The organism is Nitrospirillum guanabarense (assembly GCF_034653355.1).
In the GTDB taxonomy this organism is placed as follows: Bacteria; Pseudomonadota; Alphaproteobacteria; order Azospirillales; family Azospirillaceae; genus Nitrospirillum.
The window spans coordinates 1,558,034-1,580,905 of record NZ_JAYEER010000004.1 but is presented as its reverse complement, the minus strand read 5'-3'; the positions used below and the strand labels follow the sequence as shown (position 1 = coordinate 1,580,905).

At 68.7% G+C, this 22,872-nt stretch carries 21 protein-coding genes; 6 read left to right on the top strand and 15 right to left on the bottom strand.

What is annotated here, in order from left to right:
- Positions 1–23: 23 nt before the first annotated feature.
- The gene (gene lepB / locus UAA55_RS25245; protein WP_322956256.1) at positions 24–779 is read right to left on the bottom strand and encodes a signal peptidase I; all 756 of its coding nucleotides are present in this window, start codon (positions 777–779) and stop codon (positions 24–26) included.
- 184 nt (positions 780–963) lie between these two features.
- Here lepB and UAA55_RS25240 point away from each other — a divergent pair, with 184 nt between their 5' ends.
- On the top strand, positions 964–1,257 hold the full coding sequence (locus UAA55_RS25240; protein WP_322956254.1) for an acylphosphatase: 294 nt from the start codon (positions 964–966) through the stop codon (positions 1,255–1,257).
- Between the two features lie 200 nt (positions 1,258–1,457).
- On the opposite strand, the gene ctrA is transcribed toward UAA55_RS25240, so the two are convergent.
- The gene (gene ctrA / locus UAA55_RS25235; RefSeq protein WP_322956252.1) at positions 1,458–2,162 is read right to left on the bottom strand and encodes a response regulator transcription factor CtrA; all 705 of its coding nucleotides are present in this window, start codon (positions 2,160–2,162) and stop codon (positions 1,458–1,460) included.
- Positions 2,163–2,376: 214 nt separating this feature from the next.
- On the opposite strand from ctrA, the gene fliI reads away from it, so the two are divergent.
- Genes fliI through UAA55_RS25220 form a run of 3 tightly spaced genes read left to right on the top strand, consistent with a single transcriptional unit; the run spans position 2,377 to position 4,568 of the window.
- Positions 2,377–3,714, top strand: a complete 1,338-nt coding sequence (gene fliI, locus UAA55_RS25230; protein ID WP_322956251.1) for a flagellar protein export ATPase FliI — start codon at positions 2,377–2,379, stop codon at positions 3,712–3,714.
- 24 nt (positions 3,715–3,738) lie between these two features.
- Positions 3,739–4,176, top strand: a complete 438-nt coding sequence (locus UAA55_RS25225; RefSeq protein WP_322956250.1) for a flagellar FliJ family protein — start codon at positions 3,739–3,741, stop codon at positions 4,174–4,176.
- Complete coding sequence (locus UAA55_RS25220) at positions 4,173–4,568, top strand: hypothetical protein (protein WP_322956248.1); 396 nt, start codon at positions 4,173–4,175, stop codon at positions 4,566–4,568. Before UAA55_RS25225 ends, UAA55_RS25220 begins: the two co-directional genes overlap by 4 nt.
- A 3-nt stretch (positions 4,569–4,571) precedes the next feature.
- On the opposite strand, the gene UAA55_RS25215 is transcribed toward UAA55_RS25220, so the two are convergent.
- The 11 genes from UAA55_RS25215 to fliF form a co-directional block, all read right to left on the bottom strand.
- Entirely contained in the window at positions 4,572–5,399 is an 828-nt protein-coding gene (locus UAA55_RS25215) for an aldo/keto reductase (protein ID WP_322956246.1), read from the bottom strand.
- Between the two features lie 75 nt (positions 5,400–5,474).
- Positions 5,475–7,205: a hypothetical protein gene (locus tag UAA55_RS25210; RefSeq protein ID WP_322956244.1), complete on the bottom strand. Its 1,731-nt coding sequence runs from the start codon at positions 7,203–7,205 to the stop codon at positions 5,475–5,477.
- 115 nt (positions 7,206–7,320) lie between these two features.
- Positions 7,321–8,379 carry a hypothetical protein gene (locus UAA55_RS25205; protein ID WP_322956242.1) on the bottom strand — a complete coding sequence of 353 codons (1,059 nt, stop codon included), beginning with the start codon at positions 8,377–8,379 and terminating at the stop codon, positions 7,321–7,323.
- Positions 8,380–8,462: 83 nt separating this feature from the next.
- Positions 8,463–9,278, bottom strand: a complete 816-nt coding sequence (locus UAA55_RS25200; RefSeq protein ID WP_004274049.1) for a MinD/ParA family protein — start codon at positions 9,276–9,278, stop codon at positions 8,463–8,465.
- Complete coding sequence (locus UAA55_RS25195) at positions 9,275–10,267, bottom strand: flagellar biosynthesis protein FlhF (protein ID WP_322956241.1); 993 nt, start codon at positions 10,265–10,267, stop codon at positions 9,275–9,277. Before UAA55_RS25195 ends, UAA55_RS25200 begins: the two co-directional genes overlap by 4 nt.
- Before the next feature lie 469 nt (positions 10,268–10,736).
- Positions 10,737–12,887 carry a flagellar biosynthesis protein FlhA gene (flhA, locus tag UAA55_RS25190; RefSeq protein WP_322956239.1) on the bottom strand — a complete coding sequence of 717 codons (2,151 nt, stop codon included), beginning with the start codon at positions 12,885–12,887 and terminating at the stop codon, positions 10,737–10,739.
- A gap of 42 nt (positions 12,888–12,929) precedes the next feature.
- Positions 12,930–14,348, bottom strand: a complete 1,419-nt coding sequence (gene flbD, locus UAA55_RS25185) for a sigma-54-dependent transcriptional regulator FlbD (RefSeq protein WP_322956238.1) — start codon at positions 14,346–14,348, stop codon at positions 12,930–12,932.
- Positions 14,349–14,406: 58 nt separating this feature from the next.
- Positions 14,407–15,351, bottom strand: a complete 945-nt coding sequence (locus UAA55_RS25180; RefSeq protein ID WP_322956237.1) for a motility protein A — start codon at positions 15,349–15,351, stop codon at positions 14,407–14,409.
- Positions 15,352–15,378: 27 nt separating this feature from the next.
- Positions 15,379–15,681, bottom strand: coding sequence for a flagellar motor switch protein FliN (gene fliN / locus UAA55_RS25175; protein ID WP_004273939.1), 303 nt, complete (start codon positions 15,679–15,681; stop codon positions 15,379–15,381).
- 93 nt (positions 15,682–15,774) lie between these two features.
- Positions 15,775–16,485 (bottom strand): FliH/SctL family protein, encoded by a 711-nt coding sequence (locus UAA55_RS25170; RefSeq protein ID WP_322956236.1) that lies wholly within the window; start codon positions 16,483–16,485, stop codon positions 15,775–15,777.
- Positions 16,486–16,500: 15 nt separating this feature from the next.
- The gene (gene fliF / locus UAA55_RS25165) at positions 16,501–18,162 is read right to left on the bottom strand and encodes a flagellar basal-body MS-ring/collar protein FliF (RefSeq protein ID WP_322956234.1); all 1,662 of its coding nucleotides are present in this window, start codon (positions 18,160–18,162) and stop codon (positions 16,501–16,503) included.
- A 289-nt stretch (positions 18,163–18,451) separates the two neighbouring features.
- On the opposite strand from fliF, the gene UAA55_RS25160 reads away from it, so the two are divergent.
- Complete coding sequence (locus UAA55_RS25160) at positions 18,452–18,775, top strand: autorepressor SdpR family transcription factor (RefSeq protein ID WP_322956232.1); 324 nt, start codon at positions 18,452–18,454, stop codon at positions 18,773–18,775.
- A 4-nt stretch (positions 18,776–18,779) separates the two neighbouring features.
- Complete coding sequence (locus UAA55_RS25155) at positions 18,780–19,442, top strand: SdpI family protein (protein WP_322956231.1); 663 nt, start codon at positions 18,780–18,782, stop codon at positions 19,440–19,442.
- 3 nt (positions 19,443–19,445) lie between these two features.
- On the opposite strand, the gene UAA55_RS25150 is transcribed toward UAA55_RS25155, so the two are convergent.
- The gene (locus UAA55_RS25150) at positions 19,446–19,877 is read right to left on the bottom strand and encodes an MAPEG family protein (RefSeq protein WP_322956230.1); all 432 of its coding nucleotides are present in this window, start codon (positions 19,875–19,877) and stop codon (positions 19,446–19,448) included.
- A gap of 155 nt (positions 19,878–20,032) precedes the next feature.
- Positions 20,033–22,300, bottom strand: coding sequence for a TonB-dependent receptor (locus UAA55_RS25145; protein WP_322956229.1), 2,268 nt, complete (start codon positions 22,298–22,300; stop codon positions 20,033–20,035).
- Positions 22,301–22,872: the final 572 nt, after the last annotated feature.

The following is a 22,872-nucleotide window of genomic DNA, read 5'->3' as shown; positions in this document are numbered from 1 at the left end:
GTTCCTGAAAAAGGGGGGAGGGGTCAGGGCTTCAGGCCACGGCCGAAGCGGCTGGTCCAGTCGCCGCCGGGGCAGGTCAGGTCGCCCTCGGCCTTGCAGAAGTGGTTGGTGTAGGCGGTGAACTGCGCTCGGGCGATCACCCGGTCCAGCGGCACGAACCCCAGGTCGGGATAGGGAAAGCGGCTGTCCTGACTGTTGTCGCGATTGTCACCCATCAGGAAGACATGGCCGGCGGGCACGGTGTAGACGCCGGTGTTGTCGGCCGGACCTTCATCGCTGCGCTGCAGGACGGCGTGGCGGGCCAGGCTGCCGTCGGTGGCCGGCAGGTCCTCCACATATTCCGTCACATGCACGGTACGGCCGTGATCGTCGCGATAATCGTAGGCGCCCGTCTCATGCCGGCTGATCACCTGGCCGTTCAGCACCAGCCGCCCATGGGCGATCTGCACCGTGTCGCCCGGCAGGCCGATGACCCGCTTCACCAGGGCCTCCGGCGCCCCTTCCGGCTTCAGCACGACGATGTCGCCCCGCTGGGGCAGGTGAGCCAGCAGGCGGCCATCGGCGGTGGGAATGAAGCCTTCCGGCAGGGTGATGTCCGGCGAATGGCGGCTGTAGCCGTAGGCGTATTTGGCGGCGATGAAATGATCGCCCACCGCCAGGGTCGGCAGCATGCTTTCCGACGGGACGTAATAGCTGCCGAAGGCGAAGGCCCGGAACGACAGGACGCAGACGCCCCAAATCAGGATGAAGCGACCCCATTCCAGTACCGCGCGCCGCATCGCTTCCTTCCCCACTTGGTTGCAGGCCCGTCAGGCCGTCGCCGGCGATGATGCCGAAGGCCGACCAGCCTTGTCCATCCCGCCGTTGCCGTATCGGAACCGGACATCGCCCCGACCGTTGGCACCGGACGGCCGGTGGCGCTATATCCTTGACCACTTTGATACTTCGCCGATGGAGCCGGTGATGGTCGAGCCTGCTGACCGCATAGCCATCCATGTCATCCTGCGCGGCCGGGTCCAGGGCGTCTTCTACCGCAACTGGACGGTGGAGCAGGCGCTGGAACTGGGCTTGGACGGGTGGGTGCGGAACCGGAACGACGGCACGGTGGAAGCCCTGTTCGCCGGCGCGTCCACCGCCGTGGCCGACATGGTGACCCGATGCCGCCGGGGCCCGACCCATGCTCGGGTGACCAATGTGGACGCGTCGCCCGGCACCGATCCGGGCGCGACGGGCTTTCACAAGCTGCCGAGTGTTTAGTGCGCCCTCAAGCGCCGGGCGGCCATGTCCGTGGCCTTGGCTATCCTCACTTTCCAGTCCGCTACGCTTTCCGGAAAGTTCCGGCGACCGCGGTCGCGGTCTACGGCATAAGCTAAAGCTCATGCGGCCGATCAAAAAACAAGGCCGCGTGGCCTGGTCAGGCGGCACGCGGCCTTTTGGAATTTGGAACCGTTAGCGGGCTAACTGGCGGCGGCCTGCTGCCGGGCTTCGTTGGGATCGCGCAGGACGTAGCCGCGGCCCCAGACGGTTTCGATGTAGTTGCCGCCATCCGTCGCCTGCGCCAGCTTCTTGCGCAGCTTGCAGACGAAGACGTCGATGATCTTCAGTTCCGGCTCATCCATGCCGCCATAGAGATGGTTCAGGAACATCTCCTTGGTCAGGGTGGTGCCCTTGCGCAGGGACAGCAGCTCCAGGATGCCGTATTCCTTGCCCGTCAGGTGCAGGGGCTGGCCCGCCACCTCGACCGAGCGGGTGTCGAGGTTCACGGTCAGCGCGCCGGTGCGGATGACGCTTTCCGAATGACCCTTGCTGCGGCGGACGATGGCCTGCATGCGGGCCAACAGTTCGCGCTTGTCGAAGGGCTTGGTCAAGTAGTCGTCGGCACCGAAGCCCAGGCCCTTCAGCTTGGCGTCCAGCTCCGTCAGGCCGGAGAGGATCAGGATGGGCGTGGTCACCCGGGCCGAGCGCAGGCGCCGCAGCACCTCGTACCCGTCGATGTCGGGCAGCATCAGATCCAGGATGATGATGTCGTAGTCATACAGCTTGCCGATCTCCAGGCCGTCTTCGCCAAGATCGGTTATGTCAACGATGAACCCTTCGGATTTGAGCATCAATTGAATGCTCTTGGCCATCGACGGATCGTCTTCTACGACCAGTACTCTCATGGGCGTCTTCCTTGAAAGGGGTGTAGTCTCAAGGGAGCGGGGAGGTTAACTGCCGACTAGGTTAACAGATGCCGCGGCATTATGCTACGCGGGTAAGGCTATCCTTTAGCTATCCCACCCGTTGTGGGCACCCCTCCGGAACAGGCTCGCCGGCCGGAGCGGTTCGGGGCGTAGTGGCTTGATAACAGCGGTTTTTGGGCGTGAGAGGCAGGCGATGATGTACGACCCCAACATCCTGATCCCCGAGATCGAGGCGCTCGCCCCCTTCAAGATCTTCGGACGGGTCACGTCGGTGCTGGGCATGCTGGTGGAGGTGGGCGGCGTGGAACGCCGCCTGTCCATCGGCGGACGGTGCCGCGTCATCTCGCGCGGGGGACGGCCCGTGCCGTGCGAGGTGGTGGGCTTCCGCAACGGCAAGGCCCTGCTGCTGCCCTATGGCACGCTGGAGGACATCGGCCTGGGCTGCCGTGCCGAGGTGAGCGAGGGCCAGCCCGAGATCCACCCCACGCCGGCTTGGCTGGGGCGGGTGATCAACGCCCTGGGCGAACCGCTGGACGGCAAGGGGCCCCTGCCTCTGGGCCCTGTGGGCAACCCCATCAAGGCGGCCCCGCCCCAAGCCAGCACCCGCAAGCGGGTGGGGGAGAAGATCGACCTGGGCGTGCGCTCCATCAACACCTTCCTGTCCTGCTGCCGCGGACAGCGCATGGGCATCTTCGCCGGTTCCGGCGTGGGCAAGTCGGTGCTGATGTCCATGCTGGCGCGCTACACAGCCGCCTCCGTCACCGTCATCGGTCTGATCGGCGAACGCGGCCGCGAGGTGCAGGAGTTCATCGAGGACGACCTGGGCGAGGAAGGCCTGTCGCGCAGCGTGGTGGTGGTGGCCACCAGCGACGAGCCGCCGCTGATGCGCCGCCAGGCCGCCTACATGACCTTCGCGGTGGCGGAGCATTTCCGCGATCAGGGCCAGGACGTGCTGTGCATGATGGACAGCGTCACCCGCTTCGCCATGGCCCAGCGCGAGATCGGCCTGTCCGCCGGCGAGCCGCCCACCACCAAGGGCTATCCGCCCACGGTGTTCGCCGAGCTGCCGCGCCTGCTGGAACGGGCGGGGCCGGGGGCGGGCGACGGCACCATCACCGGCCTGTTCACCGTGCTGGTGGACGGCGACGACCATAACGAGCCCATCGCCGACGCCGTGCGCGGCATCCTGGACGGCCACATCGTCATGGAACGCCGCATCGGCGAGCGCGGGCGCTATCCCGCCATCAACATCCTGCGCAGCGTCTCGCGCACCATGCCGGACTGCAACACGGATGAGGAGAACGCGCTGGTCATCGCCGCCCGCCGGCTGATGTCCTCCTACAGCGACATGGAGGAGATGATCCGCCTGGGCGCCTATCGCCGGGGCAGCGACCCGCAGGTGGATCGCGCCATCGAGCTGAACCCCCATATCGAGGGATTCCTGCGCCAGGGCCGGCATGAACGCAGCGACCTCGCCACCGGTTACGCGCAGCTGCAGGCCATCCTGAACGGCGCCAGCTGGCCCGTCTGAGCCGAACCGGGATCACCCTAACCCATGAAAAGCCTGAAGGCCCTGATCCGGCTGCACAAGAACCAAGTGGACGACAAGCGGCGCTACCTGACCCAACTGCGTGACCAGGAGGATCGGCTGACCCTGGAACGTCAGCAGTTCGAGGCGCAGGTGGAGATGGAGCGCCAGCTGTCCGGCACCTCCGTCGACATGGCGATGGCGTTCGCCAGCTACCTTCCCCAGATCAAGCTGCGCCGCAACGCCATGGAGACGGCGCGCCAGCAGTTGATGATCGCCATGCGGCGGGCGGAGGATGACCTGGCCCAGGCCTTCCAGGAGCTGAAGCGCTTCGAACTGGCGGAGGAGGAGCGCATCCGCAAGGAGAAGGCGGAACTGGCCCGCAAGGAGGCCATGATGCTGGATGAGGTCGCCGCCCAGCGCCACTTGCGCCAGCAGGAAGAGGGCGGGATGGGGGAGGAATGATGCGGCGGGCGTTTGCCGTCTTGTTCGCGCTGCTGGTCGCGCAGGCCTCGGCCCAGGCCAAGCCCACCTCCTTCATCATCACGCGGGTGCATGTCGAGCAGGCCGGCATCTGGCAGGAAAAGCTGGACGGCGACGAGACCAGGGAGAGGTGCGCCCGTTTCCATCTGAGCGACAAGGCGGCCACGCGCTGGTTCGCCAAGGCCAAGGAGGTGACGGAGCATGCCTGGCGGGAGGAGCTGGATTGGACCCAGTGCTTCGCCAAGGGCACGCTGACCACGGCGGACGGCAAGACCTACACCTGGGACCTGGACCGCTCCGGCCGGGGGCAGGTCAAGGTCTCCGACACCGTCTCGACCTACCTGTCGGGGCCGGAGCTGCCCTTCGCCGAATAGCTTTCAGTTGAAATCATCGGGGTGCGGGCCCAGGCGGCCGCGCGGGTCGTCCAGGCCGGCGATGCGGGCCTTGTCCGCCTCATCCAGGCGGAAGTCGAAGACGGCGATGTTCTCGCGGATGCGGTGGGGGGTGGCGGACTTGGGGATGACACCCAGGCCCAGGTCCAGGTGCCAGCGGATGATGATCTGCGCCACCGTCCGTTCATGCTTGCGCGCCATCTCCACCAGCACCGGGTGATCCAGCAGCTTGCCCTGGCCCAACGGGCTCCACGACTGGGTGACGATGCCGTGTTCCTCATGGAAGGCGCGCAGCTCACGCTGCTGGAACCGGGGATGCAGTTCGACCTGGTTCACGGCCGGCATCACGCCCGTTTCCTCGATCAACTGGGCCAGCTGCGGGGCGGTGAAGTTGGATACGCCGATGGAGCGGGCCTTGCCCATTTCCCGCAGGGCGATCAGCGCCCGCCACGTTTCCAGATAGCGGGCGCGGGCCGGCGTCGGCCAGTGGATGAGATAGAGGTCCACGGCGGGCAGGCCCAGCCGCGACAGGCTTTGGTCCAGCGCCGCCACCGGCGCCTCCGTGCCGTGGCTGTCGTTCCATAGCTTGGTGGTCACGAATAGGCTGCGGGCGGTGATGCCGGTGCCGCGCAGGCCCCGGCCCACGCCGGCCTCATTGCCGTAGATGGCGGCGGTGTCCACCAGCCGGTACCCGGCCTCCAGCGCGGCACCCACCACGGGGGCGGCTTGGCTGTCCGGGGTCTGCCAGACGCCCAGGCCCAGCTGGGGCATGGCGCGGCCGTCGTTCAGGGTGAGGGTGGGCTGGTTGTCCATGGGGCAGGTCCCGCTTGTTCACGTCCGAGGGCGTTAACCAAGGTGGGACGGCGGGGAGATTGAAACAAGGGGGCGCTAAATACGCGTGGCGGAGACCACGCCGCCACCGGCCGTGTTGGCGGCGTGATCGATCCAGCCATGGGCGCCGGTCTGGAAGGCTAGCCCGCCGCTGTAGCCCACGGCCGCCAGGCTGTTGCTGTAGATGCCGTGCAGTTCCCGCGTAAGGCTGCCGGGCAGCAGTTGGCGGGTGCGGATCACCAGATCGAAGCGGCCCGTCCAGATCAGGCCATCCAGCTGCATGGGGCCCAGCTGCGACAGCTGCAGGTCGATCAGGAAGCGGCGCAGCGGGCGGTTACGGGCCGCGCGGGCGGGGCCTCCCTCCTCCTCGCCCTCTTCCTCGTTGATGGCGCGGACGTGCACCTGGAGGCGGCCGACCTCATCGCCGAAGGGCACGGCGTAGGTGCGCCAGCCGTCCTTGTTGGGTTCCGCCGCCTGGGTGGCGATGCTGTTGAAATCATCCGACAGGCGGGCGGACAGGCGGCCGCGCCCCGCCTTGCTCAGCGTCGACATGGCCTCCGACCCCAGCCAGCCGCTGGCGTCGCCGCCGCGCAGGGCCGCCAGGAAGATCACCAGGGTCTTGGTCAGCTGTGGCGTGGGGCGGGGCAGGACGCTGTTGATCAACTGGTGCGCCAGGGCCGGGTCGCTGGCGGCGATGACCGACAGCGCCTCGCGCAGGGCCGGCCAGTCGCGGCCCCGCGCCGGGTCGATGGGTGGCGGCGCGGTGTCCAGTTCCGGCGCCGGGGCGGCGGCGGGGGCCAGGTGTACCTTGGTGCCCACGGGCAGATCGGTGCGGGCCTGCAGCAGGAAGGTGCCGCGGGGCGTCTCCACCACCGGCTGGCCGGCACGGGTCAGCCCGACCACCGTGCCGGTGAGGGGCGGCAGGGCGCCGGGCCGCGTCGGGCTGGCGGAAGGCGAGGGGGCCGCCGGGTCCTCGGGCGGCAGGATGCCAGGCTCGGCGTCGGCGGCGGTTTCCACGGCCATGCCCGGCCGCTGCACGGACAGCAGGGTGAAGCTGAGCGTCTGCCCCGGGCTGGGGCCGGCGGGGGTGTGCAGGGGCGACGCGTAGGCGCCGGCCGCCGCCGGGGTGCCGGGCGCCGCCGCGGCCTGCGGCGTCAGGGCGCCGGGCAACAGGGGCGCGGCGGGCGCCATGCCTATGGGCTGCGATGGCGCGCCCAAGGGCGAGGCCGGGACGCCCCCGCCCATGGCCGCCGACGGTCCGGCCTGGCCGGCCGGTACGGCCAGGACCGGGGCTGGGGCGCCGGCCGGCGGCCGTGGCGCCTGCGGTTGCCCAGTGGGTGCCGTCGTGGTTTGGGCCAGGAGGCTGGCGAGGGGGGCCGCCGCGACGGGGGCGGCTTGGGGGGCCACGGTCTGGGTGACCGTGGTTTGGAGTGCGGGGGTGCTTGGGGTGGGCGCCTCCGCTGGTGTCGTGGCTGGCTGACCTTGCGTCAGCATGCCGGCGGGCAGGGGCGAAAAGGGGCCGGCGGTGCCGGAGGGCAAGCCGGTGCGCACGAAACCAGGCCGCGTCGCGCTCAGGAACAGGCCGCCGCTGACGAAGGGCGCCTCGTCCGCCACCGGGGGCACGGCGCTGGGGGATGGAGCGGTGCCGGATCGCGGTGCCGGACCACCGGATTGGGTGGGCGATGCCTTGGACGTCCCCAGGTCGGGCAGGAATTCCGGCACGCTCAAGGTCGCCAGCAGGGTGGCGGCACGGCTGAGCGGCGGAGACGCCGCCGGTTGGGCGGCCACCGGCGTGGCGGGCTGTGGCGACGGTGTGGGAAGGGGGGCGCCCCGGCGGCCGGCGTGGGGGGTGGGTTGCCGCTTGGCGCGGCGGTGTCCGCCGTTGCCGGCGCGGTGGCCGTCGTCAGGGCGGGCTGGGCTGAGGATGGGCCTGGTGACGGCCGGGCATCAGGTGTCGGGGCTGGTGCGCCGGCGCCGGCGCCGGCGCCGGCGAGTGGCGGTGCCTGGGGTGCCGAGGAAGGCGGTGGTGCGATGTCGGGCAACAAGTCGGCCAGCGAGGGCGGATAGGCGCCGGCGCCCGGCGTGCCGATCGATGTCTGCGCGAACGGCGGTTCCGCCAGCGAGCCGGTGGCCGGCGCGGGAGTGGGCGCGCCCGTGGGCACCGAGGGGGCTTTGCCGTCGCTGGTGGCGGGCGCGTCCAGGGTGGGGGGGCGGATGACGGCTGACCGGTGCCGGTTGTGGTCGCGTCACCGGCACCGGTGTCCGAGGGAGGCGCCTGCGGTGGGGCGGTGCCGCCGCTGGCCGGGGCGGTGGCGGAAGTGGAGGATGATGGGGTGAGCGCCGGCTGGCTGGGCGGTTGCTGCGGGGAATCGTCCGTCAGGTCGGGCTGGTCGCCGGTGTCGCCCCGGGCGCCGACGATCAGGCCCAGCCCCTGGCCCTGGTTGATGTCGGACACCGGCGCCGGGGTGTCAGGCCCGGGCGTACCGGTATTGGCGGCGGGCGCGGGGTTCAGCAGGACGGCGGCCAGGGTGGTGCCCACCTGCAGGGCCGGCAGGCTGGCGGCGGGGTTGAGGACCTGGGGGAGGAGCGCCGGCGGGGTCTGCGTCGCCGAAGCGGCTTGGCCACCGCCGCCGGCCTGGGCCGCGGCTTGCGTCGCCGCCTGCGCCACCACGGTGGCGGTCAGGGCGGCGCCTGTGGTCTGCGCCGGGATTTGCAGGGTGACGGGGCGGTCGGTGGGCAGGGATGTTTCGGTGCGGACCTGCACGTCGCCGGCGGCGGTGCGCAGGGTGGCCTGGTCGCCCTGCTGCTCCGTGACCATGCCGCTGATGGCCAGGGCCCGGGCCAGGCCGGTCAGCTTGTCCGGCAGTTGGGTCACCGTCACCTGGCCCAGGACCGTGGGGGCCGCGCCGGCCCCGGCACCGGCCGTCTGGGTGATGATGGACGGGGTCTGGACGCCGCTCATGGCCGAAGGCTCCGTCCCTCACTCCGCTCCTCAGGGGGCGGCCCCAGTCCGATCAGCGCCGTCCAGCCGGGGGCCACGCCGGATCAGCCCCCTTGGTTCAGGCGGTTGGCCACCATCTCGATGTCATGGGCGGCATCGGAGGTGGGGAAGCGCATGAACAGGGGCGACTGGTTGCGGATGGCCTCACGCACCTTGGCGTCACGCCGCACGATGCCGCCCAGCTTGGGCGACATCTTCAGATAGCGCTGACAGACGGTCAGCAGCTTCTCGTACGTCTTCTCGCCCAGCGCCTTGCTGTCGGCCATGTTGATGACCACCCGCAGGTCGGCCATGGGGTTGGCCTGGTAGCTGAGCTTCAGGAAGGCATAGGCGTCGGTGATGGAGGTGGGCTCGTCCGTCGTCACCACCAGGGTGGTGCCGGCCGGGCCGGAGAAGGTGCGCACCATACGGTCCACGCCCGCACCCAGGTCGATCACCACCCAGTCATAGCTCTTGGCCACGTCCGCCAGTTCGGTGCGCAACTGCGTCAGCCGCGCCGGTGGCAGGTTGGCCAGGCTGCCGGAGCCGCTGCGGCCGGCGATGATGTCGAACCCGCCTTCAGGGAAGCGCTGGGCCGCCCCCTGCAGGGTCACCATGCCGTCGATCACCTGGCCCAGGTCGCGCTTGGGCATCAGGCCCAGCTGGATGTCCACGTTGGCCAGGCCCAGGTCGCCGTCGAACAGCAGGATACGCTTGCCGCTGCGCGCCAGCGCGTGGGCCAGCGTGACGGAGAAGAAGGTCTTGCCCACGCCGCCCTTGCCGCTGGCCACGGCCAGGATGTTCTGGCGCCGCAGGGGCATGACGTTGTCAGCGGTGGCGAGGGCCGCCGGAGCGCCGGTCGGGGAAAGAAGGTCGTTCATGCGTGGGTCCCCGTTTGCTTGGCGCGGCGTTCGCTGGTTTCAGAGCCGGGCATCATCAGGCGGGCGAGCGATGTGGGTGAGAGGGGTGTCAGGCCTTCGGCCGCGCGCGGACTGGTGCTGGCGTCGCACAGGGCCAGGCCGGCCTCGTGCGCGGCGGTCAGCATGCTGCCCAGCCGCCGGGCCATGTCCAGGCGGGTGGTCAGCAGGCGGCGGGCCCCCAGGGCGCGGAAGGCGCGGGCCATCTCCGACGCCTCCACCGGGTCCAAGCCGGCGGGCAGCACCAGCACCGGCTCGATGTCGGCGGCCACCAGGAAATCGCGCAGGTCGTTCAGGTCGGCCTGGCTGTAGGGATTGCGGCCGGCGCTGTCGACCAGCACCTGCTCCGCCCCCCGCTGCACATCCAGCGCGTCGGCCAGGGCCAACGGATCCTCCACCGTCATCAGCCGCAGCTTCAACACGCGGGTGAAGGCGGCCAGCTGGTCGATGCCGCCGGCACGCACCGTGTCGGTGGAGATGACACCCACCGGCCGCCCCTTCAGGGCCGCGCGGGCGCACAGCTTGGCCACCGTCAGCGTCTTGCCCGCGCCGGGCGGGCCCACCAGCATCAGGGGCTTGGGGAAGCGGCCCTCGGGCAGGGGCTGGAAGGTGAAGACGGACTCCAGGGCGGCGGCCAGCAAGGTCTGGGCGTCCTTGGCGTCGAAATCGGCGATGCTATCCATCAGCCGCTGGTTCAGGTCGGCCGGCAGGCCGTGGCGGAACAGGATGTCCGTCACCTGGTCGGCGGGGTCGGGGGCCAGCGGGTCGGGATAGCGGTCGTTGATGGCGGGCATGCCCGGAACGGGGATGGACTCCTCCACCGCCGCCGTCACCCGGACGCCGACGCCCTCTTCCTCGCGGGTGGCGACGATGATGGCGTCATCCCCCAGCACCTCCCGGACAAGGCGCATCGCCTCGCCCATGGTTGGGGCATGAAAGGACTTCAGCCGCATGATTGTCCTGCCCTAGGGGCCATATCCACTCCACCTCCCCACAGGGACCCACCCCCGCGGGACCCTGCCACCGGAACCGCCGCGGCTGCACCCGCCGCCCACGGCATCTGAAACCCCAACCTCAACCCTGCGCCGAAGCGGCCGAACGCTTCCCGGTTCGGCCATCCTGGCGCGGCACCCCATGATGGGCGCTGCGCCAGGTCATTTGCGCGTATGCGGGCATTAACCCGGCTTGTCTGCCGTCAAAAGGACAAATACGTCAAGGACCCAAGGATGGCATCTTATTCGGACCGTTGCATCAGCGATAAGGGCGTGCGGGCGCAGCTTCCGGCCCGCCGTGTCATTTACACCGCGCTTGCTTAATTTTGCGTTAGCCATGTTCGGTGACGCCCCACATCATCCGGGCGGAAGACCGCTTCGTCCTGCCGCCGCCCCGCTATTTCTATACCCCCGGCCGCCCCTGCGGCTCTTACACTTGTCCCAAGGTCTTGATCTTGGCCTTGGGATGGATTTCGTTCTGCGACATGACGGCGGTGGCCGGCCGGAACCGCTCGATGATGGAACGGACGAAGGGCCGTATGCCCGGGCTGGTCAGCAGCACCGGCAATTCCCCCATCATGGCGTGGCGGTCGTAGGTCTGGCGCACGGCGGTGATGAATTGCTGCAGGCGCGACGGCGCCATGGCCAGGTTGCGCTCGTCGCCTTCGCCCACGACGGATTCGGCGAAGGCCTGCTCCCACTCCGGTGACAGGGTGATGAGGGGGATGTAGCCCTGGTCGTTGGTATGGCTGTCGGAGATTTGGCGCGACAGGCGGGCGCGCACATGCTCCGTGATCTGGGTGATGTTGCGGGTGTAGCCCGTCGCCTCCGACACGCCCTCCAGGATGGCCGGCAGGTCGCGGATGGAGATGCGCTCGGCCAGCAGGCTTTGCAGGACGCGCTGCAGCGCGCCCACGCCGATCTGGCCGGGGATGACGTCGGCCACCAGCTTCTGCTGTTCCTTGTTCAGCTCATCCAGCAGCTTCTGGGTTTCGGCGTAGGACAGCAGATCCGCCATGTTGTCGCGCACCACCTCGGTCAGGTGGGTGGTCAGCACGGTGGGCGGGTCCACCACGGTGAAGCCCTTGAACAGCGCCTCTTCGCGATAGGCCGGCTCGATCCACATGGCGGGCAGGCCGAAGGTCGGCTCCGTCGTCACCTCGCCCGGCAGCTGGATGGGCTCGCCACGCGGGTCCATGCAGAGCAGCATGTTGGGGCGCACGTCGCCGCGGCCGGCCTCGATCTCCTTGATGCGGATGACGTAGCTGTTGGGTGGTAGCTGCAGATTGTCCTGGATGCGCACGGCCGGCATGATGATGCCGATCTCGCTGGCCAGCTGGCGGCGCAGGCCTTTGATCTGGTCGGTCAGGCGGTGGCCGGCGTCGGTGTTGATCAGCGACAGCAGGCCGTACCCCAGTTCCAGGCGGATGAGGTCGATAGCCAGGGCGGAGGAGATGGGCTCCTCCGGTGCCGGCAGGGGCGCGCCGCCGGGACCGGCCGGGCCACCGGGCGCGCCGCCCGCCTCCGCCCCCACCATCTGGTCCGTCCGTGCTTTCCGCAGGCGCGGCAGGTAATAGGCGCCGGCGAACAGGGCGATGGCCAGCGAGACGAAGGGCAGGAAGGGCAGGCCCGGCAGCAAGGCCAGGGCGCACAGCAGGAAGGCGCTGAGGCCCATGGCCGAGGGGTAGAAGCTCAGCTGCCCGAACAGCGCCTTGTCGGCCGAGCCCGTCTGGCCCGACTTCGACACCATGAGACCGGCGGCCAGCGAGACGATCAGCGCCGGGATCTGGCTGACCAGGCCGTCGCCGATGGTCAGCTGGGTGTAGGTGGCGCCCGCCTTCAGGAACGACATGTTCTTCTGGCCGACGCCGATGATCATGCCGACGACGACGTTGATGAAGGTGATGACCATGCCGGCCACGGCGTCGCCGCGCACGAACTTGGACGCGCCGTCCATGGCGCCGAAGAACTGGCTTTCCTCTTCCAGTTCGCGCCGGCGCTTCTTGGCCTCGCCCTCGTCGATCAGGCCGGCCGACAGGTCGGCGTCGATGGCCATCTGCTTGCCGGGCATGCCGTCCAGGGTGAAGCGCGCCGCCACTTCGGCGATACGGCCGGAACCCTTGGTGATGACGGTGAAGTTCACCATCACCAGGATGGCGAACACCGTCACGCCGATGATGAAATTGCCGCCCATGATGAAGCCGCCGAACGCCTGGATGACGTGGCCGGCGGCCTGGGTGCCTTCATGTCCGTGGCCCAGGATCAGGCGGGTGGACGCCATGTTCAGCGCCAGGCGCAACATGGTGGACACCAGCAGGATGGTGGGGAAGGAGCTCATCTCCAGCGGCTTCTGGATGCTGAGCACCGTCATCAGGATGAGGACGGAGAAGGTGAAGGAGACGGCGAGGCCGAAATCCAGCAGGAAGGTGGGCAGCGGGATGACCAGCATGACCAGGATGGTCACGATGCCCAGCGCGAACAGAATCTCCGTCCGCTTCAGCAGTGCCGGACCGGCCGTCCGCGCGTTGCCGAACAGGGACTGCAGCATGTTGCCGCCGGAGGCCGCGGTCTGGTCAGCCATGGTCTCTCTTCCCGGTGCCTGTCAGGTGTCCGTTCCCTCGCCTTACATCGCCGCCCGGTCCAGCTCGCCACCCGCCGGCGGCGGCACGGCCACGCCCTCGTCGCTGTACTGCTTCAGCTTGTTGCGCAGGGTGCGGATGGAGATGCCCAGGATGTTGGCGGCATGCGTCCGGTTGCCCAGGCAATGGCTGAGCGTGTCGATGATCAGGTCGCGCTCCACGTCCGCCACGCTGCGCCCCACCAGGCCGGCGGTGCCCGAGGCGCCGGGCTCGCCAGCCGGGGCGGTCGGGGGTTGGGCGACGGCGGTGGCGCGGGCGGCCACCGGGGCCACCGCGCTGTAGCCTTGCGCCGGCGCCGCCGGTTCCGCGCCGGTCAGCAGGATGGCGTCGGTGCCGATCTCCGTCCCGCGCGACAGCAGCACGGCGCGGTGCATGGTGTTCTCCAGCTCACGCACGTTGCCGCGGAAGCGATGGGCCTGCAGCATGGCCAGCGCCTCCGGGCTTACCCTGCGTTCCGGCAGGCCGTTGGCCTCGGAATATTTGGTGGCGAAGTGCTGGGACAGGATGGCGATGTCCGCCGGGCGTTCGCGCAGGGGCGGCAGGGCCAGGTTCACCACGTTCAGGCGGAAGAACAAGTCCTCGCGGAAACGGCCGGCCCGCACCTCCTCCTCCAGGAAGCGGTTGCTGGTGGCCAGCACGCGGATGTCCACCTTCACCGGCTGGGTCCCACCCACCCGGTCGATCTCCCGTTCCTGGATGGCGCGCAGCAGCTTGGCCTGAAGGCGGATGTCCATCTCCGAGATTTCGTCCAGCAGCAGCGTGCCGCCGTTGGCTTCCTCGAACTTGCCCACGCGGCGCGCCACGGCGCCGGTGAAGGCGCCCTTCTCATGGCCGAACAGTTCCGATTCCAGCAGGTTTTCCGGGATGGCGGCGCAGTTGACGGACACGAACACCGCGTTGGCCCGGCGGCTCTTGCGGTGGATGTAGCGGGCCATCAGTTCCTTGCCGGTGCCGGACTCGCCGGTGATCAGCACGCTGGCGTCGCTGGGGGCGATCTGGTCGGCCAGGCGCAGCACGCCACCCATGGAGGGATCGCGGCTGACGATGGCGTGGCTCTCCTCCGCCACCGCCTCCAGCACCGCGGCGATCAGCTGCGCGTCCGGGGGCAGGGGGATGTATTCCTTGGCGCCGGCGCGGATGGCCTTCACCGCCGCCTGCGCGTCGGTCGCGACACCGCAGGCCACCACCGGCACGGTGATGCGTTCGGCCTTCAGCGCCTCGATCAGCATGGCGACGTCCAGCTTGACGTCGATCATCACCAGGTCGGCGCCCTGGCCGCCGCGCAGGGCGTTGAGCGCGCCGCCTATGCTGTCGGTGTGGGCGACCTTCGCGCCCTTCTGGAGCGCGATCTTGCCCGCCGCCGTGATGTAGCCTTCCAGCGTTCCTACGATCAGCAACCGCATCGCTCACAACCCTTTCAAACCAGGCCGCCCCACCCGGGGCGCGGCCGTCGTCCAAGCATCAATCGTAATGGTTCAGCCGCAGCTCCGGCGGCAGAACCGTGTTCATCATCATCTCCAGCCGGCGCGGATTTTCCTGCCGGGCGATGGAGATGGCGCCCAGCATGAACAGCGTGTCCACGATGGCCTGGGCGTCGGTGTTGCGTTCCAGCTTTCCGGCCAGCGGCGCCAGGGCCATGTTGCCCACCAGCGCGCCGTAGAAGGTCGTCAGCAGGGCGATGGCCATGGCCGGGCCGATGGCCGCCGGGTCCTGCAGGTTGCCCAACATCTGCACCAAGCCCACCAGGGTACCGATCAGGCCCATGGCCGGCGCCACTTCCGAGGCGCGGCGCAGCACGGCGGCGCCATGGCGGGATCGGGCCTGTTGCGCCTCGATCTCTGTGCGCAGGATGCGCTCCACATCCTCCGCCGCGATGCCGTCCACCACCAGCTCGATGGCGCGGGCCTGCAGGGGCTCGACCCCCTTGTCCTTCATCAACGGCTGCAGGGTCAGGGGACCGTTGCGCCGCGCCGCCTCCGCCATCTGCAGGACATAGCCGGAGACGTCGGCGATGTCGGCCACCGGCCGCATCAGGGCCCGCGTCAGCTGTCGCCGGCAGGCCGCCAAATCCTCCCGCGCGAAGGACACGATGGTGACGGCGATGGTGCCGCCCACCACGATCATGAGCGAGGGCACGTTGATGAAGGCCCGCGCATGCCCGCCAAAGGCCAAGGCCGAGAACACCAGCGCGAAGCCGGCCGCCAGGCCCAGCACCGTGGTCAGATCCAGCCCGTGGCGCACCCGCACCGGCTCCGGCAGGGGGGCCGGCGTCGGCGCCTGGGGGCCCATGGGATGGGCCGGCCCCTTGGCCTCGTTCGCCGCCTCCGGCGCCGGGGCGGCCGCAGCCGTCCGGCCGGCAGCGGTGCCGGCGGCGCGCAAGGTCGGGGAGGGGGGGCGGCTGTTCAACGGTGTCTCGTTTCTCGACTATAGGGATCAGGTGCGTTCGGACTTGATGATTTCCGTCATGGTCACGCCCAGGCGGTCTTCCACCACCACCACCTCGCCGCGCGCCACCAAGCGGTTGTTGACGTAGATGTCGATGGCCTCGCCCACCTTGCGGTCCAGTTCCACCACCGCGCCGCGACCCAGCTTCAGCAGCTGGCTCACCTGCATGGTGCATTTGCCCAGCACGGCGGAAATCTGAACCGGGATGTCGTAGACGGCCTCCAGGTCCTTCACGATAGGGGCGCCATCCGCGTCCATGCCTGCTTGGCCGTCGAAATCGTCCAGGCTCATCGTTTCCCTCGTTTCTCACCGCCGGGGCGCCGCCCGGTCACGCATCCTAACAACACTGGCCCATACCATGGTGGCCTATCACGGCCTATACGCTCATTCCGCCGCCTCGCGGCCATCTTCCAGGGGGCGGCCCAGGTTGCCGGCGATGCGGTCGATCTCGGCCCACAGGGCCGCCACGTCGCGCTCGGCGCCGCCGTCGCCCCAGTCGGCCTTGCAGTCCAGCTCCCCGGCCCGCGGGTCGGCCACCACGGCGACGGAGCCGGCGAAGCCCTGGCGCGCGGCCATGTCCTCGATCTTCTCCTTGATGGGGGCCAGCCAGTTCTCATGCACACGGACCAGCAGCCGCGGCTCGTCCGAAAGTTCCGCCAGGAAGGCGTTGACCGAGGCCTCCACCTCCACCAGACCGTGGCGCTTGACCATGGCGGGGAACAGCTTGCGCACGATGGCCAGCGCCATGCGGATGGCGTTCTGCGACCGTTGCGCCCGGCCCTGCGCCTCCGCCTGGATCAGCTGCCCGACGCTGCCCTGCAACTGGGCCAGCACGTTGGCCAGCGCCAGGGCCGACTGGTCGGCCCCGGCGGCCATGCCTTCGGCGTGGCCTTGCGCGTAGGCGGCCTCGCGCGCCATGCGCACCTGCTGCTGCAGATCGGCCAGGCTGAAGGTCGGTTCCGGCGGTGGCGGTGGCGGGGGCGGCGGTTCCGGCGCCGGCTCCGGCACGGGCGGAAGCTGTTCCTCCGGCACCTCGACGCGGCGGCCTTCGGGATCGAAGGAATTGTCGAACAGGAACCTGCGGATGTTGGTCATCGGCTACGTCCGCGCTCAATTTTCCTGGTACAGCCAGTTCCGGATGATGGACACGGCCTCTTCCGGGTGCTTCTCGACGATTTCGCCCACCTTGCGCAGCGAGGACGCGCGCACGCGGCCGTCGACCCGGTTGATGTCGATCATCTGTTCCAGTTCCTCGTTGGCCTGCGCCGCCTCCAGCGCCAGTTCGCGGGCCAGGGCGCCGCCGCCGGGGCCGGCCAGCTGGGGCACGCCGCCGCTGTCGGACAGCAGGTCCGGCTCCTCATCCAGCTGCGGCGTGCGGTCCAGGGCGCGGGCCACCAGCGGCCGGATGACCAGCAGGATGACCAGGATGGCGACAATGGCCAGCACGATGGTCTCGGCGATGCGGAACACGTCCTGCTTGGGCAGGCCGAACAGCGTCTCTTCCTTGGCCTCCAGCTCGCCCTCGGGGGTGGCGAACTTCATGCTGATCACGTCCACCGTGTCGCCGCGCGACCCGTCGAAGCCGATGGATGATTTGACCAGGGACCCCAGTTTCTGCAGTTCGTCATCCGAGCGCGGCTGGTACTGGGCGACACCCTTGTCATCCGGCAGGTAATTGCCGTCGACCAGCACGGCGACCGACAGGCGGCGCACCTGGCCGGCCTCGCGCTCATGGACCTTCACGGTCTTGCTGATCTCGTAATTGATGCGCTCGTTGGTCTTGGTGGTCTTGGAGCTGGAGGAGCCGTTGGTGGTGTTCTCGGCGTTGGCGGAGGGCAGGTTGTTCGCCACCGTCACCGGGTCCTGCCCCTCCTTGTTGATGTCTTCCGAGTTCTCGTTGTTGGTCTCGGTGGAGCGCACGACCTGGCTGTCGGGGTCGAAGATCTCGCTGTTCGTCGTGATGCGGTCGAAATCCATGTCGACCGTCACCTCGGCGCGCACCTTGCCCATGCCCACGGTGCGGCCCACGATCTCCTCGACCTTGTCGGTCAGGCGCTGCTGGTAGGCGAGGCGCTTTTCCTCCGCCGTCGCCATCATGGCTTCCTTGCTGTCGGAGCCCATGCCCCGGGCCAGCAAGTTGCCCTTGTCATCCACCACCGACACCATGTCGGGCTGCAATCCCGGCACCGAGGCCGCGATCAGGTGCTGGATGCTGGCGACCTGTTCCTTCTTCAACTGCTGGCCGGGGCGCAGGCGCAGGACGACGCTGGCCGTGGCCTTCTGCGTCTCACGGCTGAAAAGCTCACGCTTGGGCAGCACCAGGTGGATGCGCGACTGCTGCACCGGGGCCAGGGTGTTCACCGTGCGCGACAGCTCCCCCTCCAGCGCGCGCAGCTGCTGGACGGACTGCATGAAGCTGGTGGTGCCCAGGCTTTCCGCCTGGTTGAAGATTTCGTAGCCGACGTTGCCGCCGGTGGGCAGGCCCTGCTGGGCCATCAGCATGCGGACGCGGCCCACCTGGTCGGCCGGCACCTCGATGCGGGTGCTGTCCTGACTGACCTGGTAGGGCACCTTGGGCTGCATCTGGTCCAGCTGCTGCACGATGGCGCCGCCGTCGCTGGGCGACAGGTCGCTGTACAGCAGGGCCATGTTTGGCGAGGAGCCGTTGAACAGCAGGAAGCCGAACAGGGCCAGGATCAGCAGCGCGACGCCACCGATGGCGCCCAGCCGCACCGGCCCCAGATTACGCAGGGTCTGCAACAGGTTTTCCAAGGTCCGCTCCCGGGCCGGCGGTCACCGAAAAATCACAAGGGAGTCTATAGCGTCGACTCCGCGTTTGCCAGGATTCTGGGAATGTTCAGGGGCTGAAATAGGGGGTGGTCGGCAAAAATTTCCTACACACCGCAAAGTGTGTCATTTGCGTCACGCATTTTGCTAGTTCGCAAAGTGTTGCATTCAACAAGAGCCCCTTCAGGGGCAAAAACTGCAAAATGCAACAGTTCAACGGGCCCTCAGGGGATGGCCTTGACTTTAATTTGGTAATTAGCTAAATAGCGACATCATGAATCGCGTCTTTAAAGCCCTGGCCGATCCCAGCCGCCGCCGCATCCTTCAATTGCTGCGCGAAGGCCCCTTGTCGGCCGGCGACATCGCCCGTCATTTCGACCTGGCCAAGCCCACCCTGTCCGGCCATTTCGCCGTGCTGCGCGAGGCCGACCTGGTGGACCAGGACCGCCAGGGCACCACCATCTACTACCGCCTGAACCTGTCGGTGCTGGAAGAGGCGCTGTCGGGCCTCATGGACAGCATGGGGATAGGGCAGGGGGAGTCCCGGGCCGATAGCCGCGCCCATCCCGCGGGTGGCCTGGGCCAGCGGGGAAAGTAAATCCATGTCCGCGCGCGCTTGTTGGATCATCACTGTCCAGGGGATCGCCGTCATGGTGGCGGCAAGCCTCTACACGCTGTGGCGGGTGGGTGGGGAGGTCATGCTGCCCATCCACTTCGACGCATCGGGCCAGCCCAACCACTACGCCCACGCTCCCTGGGCGCTCGGCATCGGGCCGCTGATGGCCGTGGCCCTGTCGGTGGCGCTGCCCCTGCTGGCGCGCATCATGCCGCTGACGGAGAATCTGGAGCGGTCGGCCACCGCCTGGCACACCGCGCGCCTGTCCGTGCTGGGCGTGCTTATGGTGACCCACCTCGGCCTGATCGCGACCGCCCTGGGCCATTCGGTGGACATGCGGCGCCTGCACGCCTTCGCCCTGGGCATGTCCATGGCGGTTGTGGGCAACGTCCTGGGCAAGGTGCGCCCCAATCATCTGCTCGGCATCCGCACGCCCTGGACGCGGGCCGACGAATGGGTTTGGGACAGGACCCATCGCTTCGGCGGCTGGCTGTCCGTTATCGGCGGCCTGGTGTTGATGGTGTTGGCCGTGTTCCTGCCGCCCGGCGTCCTGCGCGGCCCCAGCCTGACCTTCAGCGTGGTCATGACCGTCGCCGCCATCGCGTGGGTCCGCTCCTACCTCTACTGGCGCGTCCGGCCCAATCGCTGAGCGTCAGGCGGGAAAGGTCAGCAGCGTCAGGCCCAACCGCACCCACATCGCCGCCAGCACGGCCATGGATACGATGAACACCGCCGCCCGGTGCAGCACGTTGTTGTAGGTCAGGTGGATGGCGCTCTGGATGATCCGCAGCGCCACGAAGATCCAGGCCAGCGCCTCATAGAGATGGTCGCCCTGGCGCAGCACCATCAGCACCACGCAGATGACGTAGAACAGCGGCGGCACCTCCAGCAGGTTGTTGAAGGCGCGCTGGGCTGTGGCGCAGCCGTCCGTCTGGGTGCCCGCCGTGAAATTGCGGAAGTAGGACAGCCGAACATTCCCCCGCCTCACCGCCCGCACCCGCATGATGAACAGCCGCAGGCCCACCAGCAGGGTGAACAGGAACAGGACCAGCATGGGGAAGTACAGGGCGATGCTGCTTGTCATGGCCATCCGTCGCGTCGGGAAGCGTCATGCACAGGCTACGGCTTTTCAGGATGACGGGAAGCCTGATCACACGGTTAGGCCGATGGCCATAAAGGAACGGCGCGCGAGAAGGGTCCCGCGCGCCGGTCTTTGAATGTTGTGTAGGACTTGGCTGCCTAGAACCGCACCTTGACCGTGCCCAGGACTTGGCGCGGCGGCTGGGGGAAGGCGCCCAGCGGGCCGTTGTCGTCGGCCTCGATCAGGTTCACTTTGCGGTCGAACAGGTTGCGCACCGTCAGGCTCAAATCCACGGTGTCCTGATGCGGCGGCGTCCACGTCCAGGTGGTGTTCCACAGGGCGTAACCGCCGCTGATGCGGCTGTTCTGGCTGTCGTAGGCGTAGTCGCCGAACATCTCCACCCACAGCTTGCCCGATAGGCCCCAGGCCGGGATGCCCTGGTTCAGGGCGATGCTGCCCGTATGCCGGGGCACGCCCTGCACCCGCTTGCCGGTGAAGTCGCGCTGGATCAGCGTGTCGCTTTCCACGAAGCGGTCGTCCAGCCAGTAGGCCTCGGTATAGCCGTAGGTGACGTCGGCCGACAGGTGGGGCACCAGGGCGTCCAGCTTGGCGCTGCCCGCCAGTTCCACGCCTTGGGACAACTGTTCCCCGGTGTTGAAGGTCTGCGGCACGCCATTGACCTCCACCACCTGCAGCAGGTCATGGCGCTGCAAGCGATAGACGGTGACGCCGCCCGACAGCAGGCCGCCGAAGGCGTCGCCCTTCACGCCGGCCTCCACATTGTCCGCCAGTTCCGGGTTCAGGCCGGTCTGGCGGGTGCGGAAGGACCACAGCGGCCCGAAGGCGGCGGAGAAGCCCTGGCCGTAGGCGACATAGGCGCTGACCTCCGGCGTCACCTTCCAGGTGACCGACGCCTTGGGGCTGAAGTGGGCGTTGTCGTCATAGGCGTTGCCGCCCGGCGTGATGGTGCCGTTGGGCCCGCCGCTGGTGGTGTCGCCATAGACGACATGGCGCTCGAAGTAGTCATAGCGGCCGCCAACGTCCAGGGTGACGGGCCCGAAGGTCCGGTCCACCTGCAGATAGGCGGCGTAGGCGCGCTCGCGGCCATAGGCGTTCAGCTGGGTGTCCGTCACCCACTCATCCGTGTCGATGTTTTGGCCGGTCAGGATGCTGCGCTGTTCACCGTAGTAGTAGGTGTCGTCCAGCTGGCCGGTCCAATGCTCGGTATGATGGGCGCGCACCTGCTCCGCGCTGACGCCGCCCAGCACCTGCCAGGGCCCGTGGGTCCAGGACAGCTGCTGCTCGCCGTAGCCGGTGATGGTGTTGCCGTCCACACGGAAGCCGGTGAAGGTGACCGAGCCGGCGTTGGGATCGTACTCGTTGGCGAAGCCCTGCAGGGCGGAGGTCAGGGCCTGGCGGACGTGCAGCTTGGTGGTGGCCACCAGGCCCTCGGCCAGGTCACGCTCGTACGTCGCCGTGGCCGTGGCCATGCGCTTGTAGAAACCGGCGTTGTCCTCGTTCCAGTTGGCCTCGCGGCCGCCCGGCAGGGCGACCAGCTCACCCCGGCTGTCCACCGGCAGCTCGCCAGCCAGCTGTTGGCGGGTGTCCACCCAGGTGGCGGTGACGGTCAGGCGGCCGGCGTCACCCATGTCCAGCTGGTGCTTCAGGAACAGGTTGGTCTCGTTGCGGCCGGTGCGGTCGCGCCAGCCGTCGCCCCGCTCATGCCCCACATCCAGCAGCAGGGCGCCGCCCTTCACGGTGGGCGTCTGCAGCAGGGCGTCGCCGTGCAGCCAGCCGTCGCTGCCGGCCTGCAGGGTGACCTCGCCCTTGGTCTCGTCGGTGACTTCGCGGGTCAGGTAGTTGATGGTGCCGCTGATGGCGCCCCGGCCGTACAGGGCCGACATGGGGCCGCGCACCACGTCCACCCGGCCCACCGCGGCGTAGGGCAGCTGTTCCAGGTCGACCTCGTCATCCCCGGTGACGTAGGGGATGCCGTCCATCATCACCACCAGCGTGTCGTTGTGCACCTTGCTGGGCACGCCGCGCAGGGTGATCGAGGTGTAGGTGCCCATGTCGTTCTTGGACACCAGCACGCCCGGCAGGTCCGTCAGTTCGTCGCCGATGAACAGCACGCCCTTCTGTTCGAACTCGTCGCGCGACACGGTGGACACGCTGGCGGGCACGTCGCGCAGGGCCTCGGCCCGGCGGGTGGCGGTGACGATGATCTGGTCCAGCGGGGAATCGCTGTCAGCGGCGGGGGCCACGGAGGCGGGTGTCTGCCCGCCGGTGGTATGGGGGTCGTCGGTATGTCGGCCGGTGGTATGGTCGGCGGTATAGGAGGACGAAACGTCTGCGGCCAGGGCGGCCGAAGCCGAGAGGACGGGCGAACCCGCCAGGATGGTGGACAGCAGCAGCAGACGGCGCATCGTTTCAGAAGCCTCCTCAGGTCTTTGAATGCGGAAATGTGGGAAAACGGCGCCGGTGTACCCTATCCGTCGCAGGCTGCGAAGGCATGAACGCGCCGTGGCCGGAGATGGGCGGTATGTCCCGCCAAAGGGGACGGCGCCGGGCACCCCTTGTCCCGTCGCCTGTGCAGGCCGCTTCACGCCCTGGGGTGGGCCTCAGACTTTAAGGATAATGCCTGGGGCCGATGTATATCCTATAAGACTGCAAAACCGGGATCCGCGACGTTTTGCCTGCTTGGGTATGGGGCCCGGGGGCTGGCGGTTGTGCGGACGAGGCGTGGGGTTGGGTCGCAGATGCCGACGGGTGGGCTGATAGGGTTGGGCGTGATGCCCGCCGTCCGACGGGCGGCGGCTGGCGTGGTTTTCAGCCGCGTTAAGGCAGTTTTCAGCCGCGTTAAGGCAACTGTCACCGTTTTGCCCCATGATGCCACCGGTCCCGATGTCGCCTGTACCCGTTCGCTCCCGGAGAAGTCCCGATGAATCGTCGCACGGCCGCCGCCGCGCTGGCCCTGGTCCTGGTCGCCGGCTACGGC